At 43.0% G+C, this 11,394-nt stretch carries 12 protein-coding genes and 1 pseudogene; 8 read left to right on the top strand and 5 right to left on the bottom strand.

What is annotated here, in order from left to right:
- Positions 1-83 precede the first annotated feature (83 nt).
- The 3 genes from C0582_03910 to C0582_03900 all read right to left on the bottom strand — a co-directional run bounded on the left by C0582_03910 (position 84) and on the right by C0582_03900 (position 2,964).
- A complete protein-coding gene (locus tag C0582_03910) occupies positions 84-1,157 on the bottom strand; it encodes a hypothetical protein (GenBank protein PLX29681.1) in 1,074 nt (357 codons plus the stop codon).
- Positions 1,154-2,332: a hypothetical protein gene (locus C0582_03905; protein ID PLX29680.1), complete on the bottom strand. Its 1,179-nt coding sequence runs from the start codon at positions 2,330-2,332 to the stop codon at positions 1,154-1,156. Before C0582_03905 ends, C0582_03910 begins: the two co-directional genes overlap by 4 nt.
- A 368-nt stretch (positions 2,333-2,700) precedes the next feature.
- A complete protein-coding gene (locus tag C0582_03900; protein PLX29679.1) occupies positions 2,701-2,964 on the bottom strand; it encodes a hypothetical protein in 264 nt (87 codons plus the stop codon).
- A 172-nt stretch (positions 2,965-3,136) separates the two neighbouring features.
- Between C0582_03900 and C0582_03895 the strand changes: the two genes are divergently transcribed.
- The 3 genes from C0582_03895 to C0582_03885 all read left to right on the top strand — a co-directional run bounded on the left by C0582_03895 (position 3,137) and on the right by C0582_03885 (position 4,947).
- A complete protein-coding gene (locus C0582_03895) occupies positions 3,137-3,817 on the top strand; it encodes a hypothetical protein (GenBank protein ID PLX29678.1) in 681 nt (226 codons plus the stop codon).
- Positions 3,818-4,136: 319 nt separating this feature from the next.
- A complete protein-coding gene (locus C0582_03890; protein ID PLX29677.1) occupies positions 4,137-4,547 on the top strand; it encodes a hypothetical protein in 411 nt (136 codons plus the stop codon).
- A complete protein-coding gene (locus C0582_03885; GenBank protein ID PLX29676.1) occupies positions 4,537-4,947 on the top strand; it encodes a hypothetical protein in 411 nt (136 codons plus the stop codon). The genes C0582_03890 and C0582_03885 overlap by 11 nt, the downstream gene beginning before the upstream one ends.
- Positions 4,948-5,125: 178 nt before the next feature.
- Here the strand turns inward: C0582_03885 and C0582_03880 are convergent.
- Both C0582_03880 and C0582_03875 read right to left on the bottom strand, forming a co-directional pair.
- Positions 5,126-5,361, bottom strand: a pseudogene (locus C0582_03880) (cation transport regulator ChaB).
- 13 nt (positions 5,362-5,374) lie between these two features.
- Positions 5,375-5,659: a hypothetical protein gene (locus tag C0582_03875; protein PLX29675.1), complete on the bottom strand. Its 285-nt coding sequence runs from the start codon at positions 5,657-5,659 to the stop codon at positions 5,375-5,377.
- Between the two features lie 261 nt (positions 5,660-5,920).
- On the opposite strand from C0582_03875, the gene C0582_03870 reads away from it, so the two are divergent.
- The 5 genes from C0582_03870 (at position 5,921) to C0582_03850 (ending at position 11,346) form a co-directional block, all read left to right on the top strand.
- Complete coding sequence (locus tag C0582_03870) at positions 5,921-6,832, top strand: hypothetical protein (GenBank protein ID PLX29674.1); 912 nt, start codon at positions 5,921-5,923, stop codon at positions 6,830-6,832.
- A gap of 55 nt (positions 6,833-6,887) precedes the next feature.
- Positions 6,888-7,664: a hypothetical protein gene (locus C0582_03865; GenBank protein PLX29673.1), complete on the top strand. Its 777-nt coding sequence runs from the start codon at positions 6,888-6,890 to the stop codon at positions 7,662-7,664.
- Positions 7,665-7,736: 72 nt separating this feature from the next.
- Positions 7,737-8,051, top strand: coding sequence for a hypothetical protein (locus C0582_03860; GenBank protein ID PLX29672.1), 315 nt, complete (start codon positions 7,737-7,739; stop codon positions 8,049-8,051).
- Positions 8,052-8,224: 173 nt separating this feature from the next.
- Positions 8,225-10,051 (top strand): translational GTPase TypA, encoded by a 1,827-nt coding sequence (gene typA / locus C0582_03855; GenBank protein ID PLX29671.1) that lies wholly within the window; start codon positions 8,225-8,227, stop codon positions 10,049-10,051.
- A gap of 11 nt (positions 10,052-10,062) precedes the next feature.
- Positions 10,063-11,346: a hypothetical protein gene (locus tag C0582_03850; GenBank protein PLX29670.1), complete on the top strand. Its 1,284-nt coding sequence runs from the start codon at positions 10,063-10,065 to the stop codon at positions 11,344-11,346.
- Positions 11,347-11,394: the final 48 nt, after the last annotated feature.

The raw sequence follows: 11,394 nt of genomic DNA, 5'->3' as shown, positions 1-11,394 counted from the left end.
CAATGTTTCTCCTCAGGATGACGGGTGTTTTTTTTGTCATTCTGAGCGACAGAATGGCGCGTGAGAATCCTATCGGTCTCATTTTAGAGCCCTCTGGACGATCTCAAAAGCTGCGCAATTTCTTCTTTGATTTTTGCACGCGCCTTTGGGGTATGCGCATATGCTCTTGCCTCTTTTTTTAACGCCTCAATATTATCCACATTAAAAATTTCATGCAGGAGCTTGTGTTCATGAACTTTAAAGTTGATGCGGTAATAAGAAAAGTTATGAACCAAGTGATCTATATGGAGAAGGGTTTCATGAATTCTCGGTATGGAACTGAGGGTAACCATTTGCAAAACTTCAGAAATAATTTTGTTAAGGGGGATGTTTTTTTTCATGGATTTTTGCTCAACCGCAGACCCGGTACCAAGAGAAATAATGTTGATCTTATGGCCTGGAAAAAGCTCACTTGCATAGAGATAAAGAAGGAGAGACGCACTACTAGAAGAAAGCGTGCCATCAATTAAGGGATATGGCTGAGCCTCTTGCATGCCCATGCTCTTGATGAAAGCTAAAGAAAAATAGGTGGGCGCTGCAGACGTTGCCCGCGCAACATCTTTCATGTAAAAATTTTCAAACTTCTCTGATTCGGTTGGAAAGCTTTTGAAAGTAAAAGGCGCATAATGCCCGGGGGTATTTAAAACCGATAAAAGGACGACTGGCTTGGAGGCATCTTTAAGAGAGGCATCACCAAAAATTTTATCGGCCACCTCTATGCGATTTTTTTCACTAAATCGATACCCGTAATAAACAAGACGGAGTTTATTTAAAACACCGCCCCAAAAATCAGAGCCCATTAAATCTACACTTGCTTTTGTGAATTTATCATTGATCATCTGCATCTGTTCTTTAGGGGATCGCTTTTCCCACCCCTCTTTTTTGGGCATTGTCAGCATTAAACTTATAATGCCGCCTGCTGAAACACCGCCCACCATATCGAAGGCATCATCAAAAGTAATGCCTGCTTCTTCCATGATTTCCTCAAGCAGGGTTATTGAACCCACACCACGAACACCACCCCCATCGATGCTTAAAATATTTATGGGCGGCCGATTTATCTCTGAAAAAGTGGAAAAGCTTAAAACAGATATTAGAAAGAGAAGGGTCTTTTTCATAATTTCACCTTAAAATTTAGACCAAAAATGTCTTTTTTGACCATTTTTTCATTTTGTAACTGTTTCTTGGTTGGAATGACGAGCTCAGCAAAAAAGTCGGCGTATTCAGAAAGTTGCCCTCTGAAACCTAAATGAGTACTGCTAGCATGAAGTTTATTTGAGATGCCTGATGGCTTTCTTCTTTTTCTTAAGTCAAAGTATGAAAAAAATCCATAAAGTTCAGACTTCTTCAATAGTCCCTTGGACTGCATTTCATACCCAAGTTTCAGTTTATATTCATATCCACTATCCCCTAAAAAAAAGATATCTGGATAAAAGGACCAAAAAAGAGGTGTTTTAGGTTTCATGAGTTCTGAAAAGGCAACGCGGCGATCGGCAACTTGCCCTACAAAAGTAACGCCGGCATTCATGCCGTAAGGCAACTTTTGCAAGCGCTGAAGCGTTATATTTCCAATCCAAAAACGCGTATGGCTATCTCTTTGTACTCTTGTTTGCTCTCTATCCTTTGATCCTCCTAATTCCGGCATCCCGTGCTTTAATTTAAAATCAATTAAATTTTTGCCATACCAACTATCGATACCTTCATAAGTATTGGTGATAACAATTTTTCGCACCCGGTCTTGTCTTTTTGATCTCAAGGATCGAATTTCATTTTTTGTATTGGTCATTTCTAGCGCCAGCTCGGATCGGATCTTTTTTTCAGATTCGTTAGCAAACAAATAAGTCAGTCCAAGTTTAAAGTTTTGTTTAATAATATGAAGATCACGGGCTTTGAAATCCTTGCCGATGTGATGAAATTTATCTGAAAAGGCGCCCATCACAAGTTGGAAGGGCCCCTTAAAAAAAGGCTGCTCGTAATCAAAAGATAAATGCTCTTTAGAATTATTATCAATTGATTTTAACGCGTTGAAGTGGATTTTTTCATCAGTCCCCATGAAATTTTCAGCTTGAATACCTCCACTATAAAACAGGGGACCAACGTTTTTTGTGCCCATACTGACAACACCAGACGTGAGGGTTAAGGTTTCTTGCTTTGCTTGGTCTTTACAATTTTCATATTCAGGGTGACAGATCGTATGACCATGATGGGGGCTTCTAAAGTGGTTGGTTAAAACATGGTTAGAGGCATTTCCATATAGATATGGGCACAGAACCAATAATAAAAACTTTTTCATAAGATGCTCCCCTTTAGATTAAAAAAAGCATATATCATGATCTCAGAAACGGCAATAGCTTAAAGGGCAACCGCGCCGTGCGCGGCGTGTTTCCGCCTTAAGTTACCAAAATCTGCCCTGCATTATTAGATCCTCACGTCGTGACTTTGTCACTCCTCAGGATGACGGGGAGATAAGTGCGCGCCTTAGGAGGGCGTCCTATTTGTCATTGCGAGGCGAGGCCGTAGCCCCAACGTGGCAATCCTCTTCTACGTCATTGCGAAGGAGTGAAACGACTGTGGCAATCTTTTTCTTTATTCATTAGATCCTCACGTCACTGCGTTCCTCAGGATGACGGGGGAAGAAATGCGCGCCTTAGGAGGGCGAATTTATGGGGCTGTTACACAAAAAGAACCTTTTTCGCCTTCGGTACATTTTCCCATGTCGCCGTATACATCATAGCAGTCGTGGTCAATATGTACTTCAGAACAGTCGGTTACACAATTAGTTTCCCCTTTCCAGGGCTGTTTGCACATACCCTTAACGCCCCCTGGATCAGTGCAGGGACTGCTAACCGTATTACACGAACCATGCCCCACAACCGGCGCAAGAAATAAAACCACCATACCGACACACTTTAACATTTGCACCATTTCTTTGATCTCCCCATTACTTTATTACTTGAATGTATTTTACCTCTTCCTGTTGATAAAATCAAATCACCCGGTTTTTCTTCTCTATTTCTTTAAACCCCCATATTTTTCCGGGATAGTAATTCATAACAAATCTTTAATAGACTAAGATTAATACAGATGAAGGATTGTCATGCATCAAGAACCCGTTCAACCGCAACTCGCTGGTCACTTGAATCATGTTCTTTATCATACCATGCGTGAACCCCTTCGCAATCTCGTCTGTGTTTCTTCCTTGCTCAGCGAGCAGATCAAGCAGTCTAACAACTCAACGCTTCACGATTATACCGATGCCCTCAGCAGCAATGCCGAGCGTTTATCTGGCATCATCCAAGGCCTTCTTGACTTGATTAATTTAGAACAGGCAATGCTGAGCGAGCAACGGCACTGTCTGAAGTCTCTTGTCAAAAAGGCTTGGAATACCCTGGACCAGACGTATGAGCCCAAGGTCAATCTTCAGTTTCAAGGAACCTTTCCTCAGCACGATGTCGATCCTCATCTGCTGAGCAGAGCGTTCCTTGAGATTTTGAAAAATGCACAACAAGCCACATCTTCAGAGACCATTGATGTGCAAGTGTGCTGTCAAGAAACCGATCAAGATATCATACTCACCTTTCAAAATAGTTGTGGGGGTCTTAGTCCCGCTCTTATAAACACCCTGACCCATCCATTTGTGAGTATCAATCGATCGCGGGAGCATCTCGGATTAGGCCTCACCCACGTGGCCGAAATCATCAAGCGGCATCAAGGAGTGCTTACCGTTGCGCTTCAAAAAGAAAACGAATTCTTCGTAGAAATTAAATTAAAAAAATAAATATTCGTTAAGTAATAAAGCGTATGAATTAACGTTCATCATGTTTCATGACTTTGGTTGTGAAACATCCCCTTAAACTTGATCCGGATCATTCTTGATCCGGGTTCTTTTTTATCTTTTACTTGAAAATAAATAATGAACACTTATATATCAATCTATTAATCAAACAATTTAGGAATAAAAAAATGAAACTTTATTTAAACGCCCTATTTTTTGCTTTCATCTGTCTGTTTCAAATGAACGCAACGTTAAAGGTATATGAAGCTGTTCCCAGTGAAGACTCTCCCTATGCTGGTAGAGAATTTATTTGCTGCCCACCATGCACCATAAAGCATTTAAAAGCTTATCCAAAAATACCCAAAATTTTTTAACAGAGATTCAAGAGGCAAATGGTTATCTGTTTCATGAAGGGGGGGAGAGTGAAAACGAAAAGTGGATCGCTAAGCTTATGGAATTTGAAGCTGAAGATCAGGATAAATATACTGAATTTTGCCAACAACCTGCTGTTAAAGAAGTGATTGAGCAATACATTGAGGAGTATGATGGGATGAGCAAGGAGCAAATCTTAGCCTCTCCTATTCTTTTGATTTTCGTAAAACTTGGCTTAATGTCGGCGGAGTGTTATCAAGGAGAGGATGCTTTTGACTATAAACTGATAGATATGTTCGAAGAAAAAAGTCTGGCACTAGAAGATTATGTGGGGGTCGCTCTATCATTTTATGAATCGTAAGGGTGAAGATAATAAGATTTCTTATGATACCTATGCAGGCGTTTTTAAAGGCTTGAAGAAGGTTTTACCAGAGCAGATCAAAGCCGTTGAAGATTTATATGAAGCTCAAGATCTTTTAACATATTCAGTGCCTCAGCTTAATGAAGAGCTGGGTCAAAAATTAGGTATTGAAATCCCAGAGATTAAGCCAGAAGATGATTTTTTTCTTAGTTTTAGAAACAAATCATGGATTGAAAAACTTCCTAGCCTTTTTGAAAAAACACCCGAAGAGAGTCCCATCCTTATTGCTGCGGGCATGATGCATTTTTTGAAAAATGACGGCACGGGTCTTTTCGAATATTTTGAAGCACAAGGATGTGAACTTCGACTCATGGAACCTTGTCATGAGAGCCTTTCTTAAATAGATAGCCAGGCTTGAGGATTAAGATTTTTTAGCCAGTCATCAACAACCAATCAAAATGCCCAAAACAGGCTCATCAATGTTTCGGGCATATTTGACTTGTAGATAAAATGGTTTGATCATATTTTCTTAAAATCCAACGACATGCTTTTTTTCATACTGGCATTTCAAGAAGCACTCACTCATTTTCAACCCAGTTTCCATCGGAACCTTTGTGATATTTTTTTTCGACCCGCTGCCCACCGCCCACCCGATGAGACACTTCTTCAAGGGAGGCATTGTCCCGTCTTTTTTTGGGATCTTTATATTGTTCATGGGCGCTGTTTTATAAGCTTCACGGTAAATGTCTTGAGCATGCGGGGGCAGGACATGCTGCGCGCCTTTAGGGAGGTCTTTATTAGATTGATATGGCATTTTACCCTCCTGGTTATTTTTTAAGGTACGTCGTTAAACGTTCAAGATTGGTAATGACTTTTTGTCTCAGGCGTTCTTTTTCTTGATCTTGGGCATGTTTCATTTGACTGAATGCAGCCTCTGTTTCCTTTTGCATCTCCTCAATTTCGGCGCGGGCACTCTCGGACCATTTGTGATAATATTCTTTTGACTGCGTTTTGTAGTCCTGCCACTTTTCACCCAAGTGATCAATCTGGTGGTACGTCTCTTTTTTAAGATCCGTAATCATGTCTTGAATTTTTTTGATCATGTTTTCCATCATTTTTCCCTCCTAAATCTTTGGACGATTTATCTATTAACTTTATCATAACATAGGGTAAACGTTTCCGTCAAAATGGCTGTTTTCAAGTTTACTCCACCCGCCTTGATGGAGAAACGGCTACTTCCGGCGTGTACTGTATCAAAATCTCTAGATAGAATAAAGGAATAGGGAGGCTTACTGGGAAGGTTTGGCTTATTTAATTTTTGACATTGAAAAATCAAAATAAGTTCTTAAGTTAATATAAAAAAATATAAAAAAATGAAAAAAATAATGATGACTTTGTTGATGATCGCGGTGCAACTCTCTTGGGGCTTGCACGCCGCGCCTCCCCTCTTAGAGGGGGCTGATTTGATGGGGCGACCCGCTGGTCCAGGATTGATTCATTATTATAAAGATAAATTCAACCCCCCTCAGGGTGATCTTGAACACAGACGTCAAGGCGCCCGGTTTTTGAAGCGGTTTATCTCAAAATGTACCTTGACTGAAGAAGATTTCTCCCCTGAAAACCAAAATAGGGAGGATAATATCCTCGCGGCCATGCAAGCGGTCTTTGACTTGGTTGAACATCGCTTGGGAGACGACTATGAGCTGGGACCGTTGAATGATGCTTATGAAGTCCAGCGACGTCACAAAATCAATTCGGCGTTGGTCAATTTATCCAACATGCTGCTTCACAAACGCTTTTATCCTGGGGCACCGGAAGCACACCCCCTGTTGGGTGCGTCTTTTACGATATATGCCAAAAATATTCGGCATAAGGTTTGGCAGCAAATTGAAGACATCAATGCTTTGGATCACCCAAATGACTCTGATCAGAAAATTTTACCCATGCTCCTGCATGCGTATGTCTACAACGTGATTGAGATGAAGCGCTATGGTTTAGATCCCACAGAAGAAGAAAAACAGAGAGCATGGAGGTTGACGCATGTTATCCAAAATACATATTCACAATCAAAAATGTTGTTTTTGATTCAAGCCACACTGTTGCACTGGGGATATAGGCCAGAGGGGATGACACCTGACGGGGCGCACGAGCAAAAACGAGCCTTTTATGAGCAGTATGTCCGCGTTGATCATCGAGAAAATGCGCCGCTTGCTCTTTATGATTTTTTAGCGCACCCAGAGCCACTAGAGGAAGATATGCCCCAGCCAGCGGGCACCAGAGGCTGATGCAGAAGATGAGATTGTTAACCCTTTAGATGCGCTTGCGCCCAATTTAACGCAGGTGACCAAAGGCAAAAAAAGGGAAAGCGACCATCGTGGATATTTGGCGCTGGCACAACAAATTGCGATAACGGTTGAAGAACCTCTGGAAAACCCAGTTGATGCAGGAGGCGGAGAATATGGATCAGAGCCTTCTGACGCGGGAGATGAGGCGGGGGGATTAGCCTCAGGTGCCTCTTCACCAGATTATTCAGGGGCTGATGCTTCCGAAGATGAAAGGGACGAAGAAACAGATGACGACATGTCAGTAGCCAGTGATGAGGTCAGTGGATCGAGCGCTGCAGCGGCAGAAGGCCGGGGAGCATCTTCTCAGGTGCTTTTAGGTGATTCCTCTCCTAGATCTGGCAAAAGACGCGCATCAGCATACGCCTCTGGTGATACAACGGATGAGGAAGCGTCAGACACGTCAAGTATGCCCGCGGCTAAGAAAGCCTCAATCACTCAGACCTATCTCTTTACGCCAACCTTTAAGCAGGAAAATAAGACAGCTTTTCTAAAGGCTCTCAAAAGGGTTTATCAAGCTAATAACCATCAAAGATTGTTACCTTATGTTGCAGCAAAGAACCTCGCTATCTATTTCCGCACAAACAAGGAGTCTTTTAAACTTCAACACGAGGTCAATCTTAATGATTTCTCAGACGATGCCTTGCGAATCAAAATGAAACGATGGGTCGATGAAATAGCGGAAAAAGATAAGCAGCGTTATATTTTAAAGACTGATGAAAAGAAGGAATTAAATGAAAAGCAGAAAGCTGACATTCTAGCTGAAATTAATTGAGTTTATCGCAATACAGGTGAATACATTCCTTTTAACCAAGCAATTGAAAATTTAAATCAACAGCCTGGTGCTATGAAAATGGATACACGTAAGTTTAGTGGGTTTTTTAGAAAGTGTCCTGATTATATCAGAGGACGCAAGCAAGAAGAAGAAAAGCGTGTTGCATTTTATGGCCTTTTGCAAGGCTTATGTGACCAGTACAAAAAGGAAAATGGTCGGAATATCACCCCAAACCAACTAAAAAATCGTGCAAAGACAGATCAAAAATTTCAACGGCTTGTTAAAAAAAATCCGCACCTAATGAAAAAAAGACCTTTGAATGTGCGATTGATCGGGATCGGGGACGCAAGGGCAAGTCTTAAAGAGCGTCGGGGAGGTGGTAGATAATGTTGGCGTGGTATTCTCTCCACGCGTCTTCAGAGCGCCTGCGCCAGTCTTTGGTTTTACGTGATCAAATTACTTAATATCTACACGCGCAAATTGATCGTTAACAGAGAAGAATGTTGCGTCAACTGACTGGGTAGTATAAGGCTTATATCAACTTAATATTAGATATAGATATGTCCATTGATAAAATTCGCAATGTTGCCATCATTGCCCACGTTGACCATGGTAAAACCACGCTGGTTGACCAACTGTTAAAAGAGGGAACCACCCAAACCCGTCCTACGGATGATGATGTGGGCCGTTTGCTGGATTCCAATGATTTGGAGAAAGAGCGCGGCATTACCATTTTGGCTAAATGCACCTCGATTGAATGGCAGGGGATTCAGTTTAATATTGTTGATAACCCTGGTCACGCTGACTTTGGCGGTGAGGTTGAGCGGATCATGACCATGGTGGATGGTGTGTTGCTATTGGTGGATGCGGCCGAGGGCGTGATGCCCCAAACCAAGTTTGTGTTGACCAAAGCGTTGGAGCAAAACCTGAAACCGATTGTGGTCATTAATAAAATGGACCGACCCGATGGTCGCCCCAATGAAGTGATTGATGAAGTATTAGAATTGTTCATGAATTTGAACGCCGATGATAATCAGTTGGACTTTCCTGTGATTTATGCCTCGGCCAAAAATGGCTGGGCGACCCTGGAGGCCGATAAGCCGCAAGACAATATGCAAGTCATCCTAGAAACCATTAAAACCAAAATTCCAGCCCCAACGGGGAATGTGACCGCTCCCTTTTCTTTCTTGGTGACGATGATTGATAGCAACCCTTATTTAGGCCGGGTCTTAACTGGCCGGATTTATGATGGTGGTGTGAAGGTCAATCAATCGGTGCGGGCGCTGGACTTGAATGGCAAAGTTATTGACCAGGGCCGAATTACTAAAATTTTTGAAATGCGCGGTATTCAACCTGTGCACATTGAGGAAGCCAAGGCTGGGCAAATTGTGTCCCTGACTGGGCTGACGGTGGCAACAGTGGCCAATACCATTGCCGACCCCTCTATTGAAAAGCCCTTGCCGAGTAAAGGCATTGATCCCCCCACTATTGCCATGACCTTTAGCATTAATGATTCGCCGCTGGTGGGACGTGAAGGGAAGAAGCTGACCTCACGGATGATTCGGGATCGCTTGATGCAAGAAAAAGAAAAGAACATCTCGATTCAGGTGAATGAAACTGAAAACAAAGATGCCTATCAAGTTGCTGGCCGAGGAGAATTGCAGCTGGGGATTTTGATTGAGACCATGCGCCGGGAAGGTTTTGAACTTTCGGTCAGTCGGCCGCGCGTGCTGTTTCAAACAGATGAGCAAGGCAATAAAATTGAGCCCATCGAAGAAGTGAAAATTGATGTTGATGAAGGCTATGTGGGCGCGGTTGTTGAAAACCTGGGGCTGCGCAAAGGAGAGCTGCAAGATATGTCGCCGTTGGATGGCAATCGAACGCGGTTGACTTTTCTGTGCCCGGCACGGGGGTTGATTGGATTTCGTAGTGAATTGCTGACCCAAACCCGGGGTACAGGGGTGATGCATAAATCGTTCAGTGGGTTTGCCCCTTACAAAGGACCCATCGAAGGACGACGCAACGGCGTATTGGTTTCTAATTCACCAGGAAAAACCACCTCTTATGCGCTGTTTAACTTGGAAGACCGGGGCATTTTGTTTATTGATCCCAGTGAAGATGTTTATGAAGGAATGATTATCGGGGAGCATAGCCGCGACAATGATTTGGACGTTAATCCGATTAGAGGCAAAAAATTGACCAACGTACGTGCCTCGGGGAAGGATGAAGGCATTCGTCTAACACCGCCCCGTCGTTTGTCGCTGGAGCAAGCTTTGTCTTACATTGAAGATGATGAGTTGGTTGAAGTGACCCCGAATAATATTCGCCTTCGAAAAAAACATTTGGACCCGAACGCACGTAAGAGGCATTCTAAGAAAAGCAACTAACGACTGAGTGGATGACAAAAATCCTTTCTGCGGTAAAACCCTATTTCGACCCTCGGGTGCTGACCATGGCGGTGCTGGGGTTTCCTTACGGAATGATGTTCTTCTTAGGCGTGCAAACTTTGCAGCTTTGGTTAACAGAAGAGGGAATCAGCACGGCTGAAATCGGTTTTTTCTCTTTTGTGACCTTGCCTTATATTTTTAAAGTCTATTGGGCTCCGCTGATTAACTTTATCCCAATCCCATTCCTAAGCTTTTTGGGGCCGCGGCGTAGTTGGCTGATTTTCTCTCATCTATCGTTGATTGTGCTCTTGAATTTAATTGCTTGGTCGAACCCCAGCCAAAATTTATTTTATGTGGGAACTCTGTCTTTTATGCTGCTGATTTTTGCCAGTATTCAGGACATTGTGGTGGATGCCTACCGGATCGAGATTTTGAAAAAAGATCAGGCTGGCCCGGGCATTGGGATGCTGACAGCGGGCTATCGTATGGGATCGTTTGCTGCGACATTTGGAACGCTCACGCTGGCCGATGCCTACTCCTGGCAACTGGCTTATACCGTGATGTCATGTCTGGTTTCCATGGGAATTGTCGCAGCTCTCTTGAATCGAGAGCCTGAAGGAATCAATATTAAATATTCAAATCATGTTCGATTCTTTCGACAGTTTTTTGAGAATTTAGTTCCCCCTTTCCAGGAGTTTTTCAGTCGGCGAGGGTGGTTTTTTGTGGTGCTGTTTATCCTGAGTTACCGAATTGGTGATGCGTTCATTCACACCATGGCCGCCCCGTTTTATATTCAGCTGGGCTTTACCAAAGCCGAAATTGCCGATATTACAAAGTTTTTTGGCGTGCTGCCAACTTTAGCCGGGGGATTGATTGGCGGGGCCCTTGCAACTCGCCTTAACATTTTTACAGGGCTTTTTGCGGCGGGTCTTCTCCATGCGTTGACCCATATTATGTTTATTTTACAAGCCACGTATGGCTATGATCCTCATTTCCTCTATTATGTTATCTTTTTTGAAAACATTACCGGGGGGATTACCACAGCAGTGTTTTTGCTGTATCTCTCGCGGGAGGCGCATCCAAAATACATCCCCACCCAATATGCGTTCTTTACATCGCTATGGTCTTTGCCCACGCTGATGGCCAGTGTTTCCGGCGTTCTGGTCGAGTGGCTGAACCATGATTGGCCAAGTTATTTTAAGTTTTGTTTATTGATTTCGTTGCCGCCTTTAGCCCTGATCTTTGTATTACGGCGCTATCCTTTGTTGCATGCGGGTGGATTAGCCAAACATTAACTGAACGGTGCCTTTGCAGCCTGGTGTATTTTTCTACTCTGAGTGGGG

The organism is Alphaproteobacteria bacterium, from assembly GCA_002869105.1.
Lineage (GTDB): Bacteria > Pseudomonadota > Alphaproteobacteria > UBA7879 > UBA7879 > UBA7879.
This window is presented reverse-complemented; position numbering and strand designations above follow the sequence as displayed.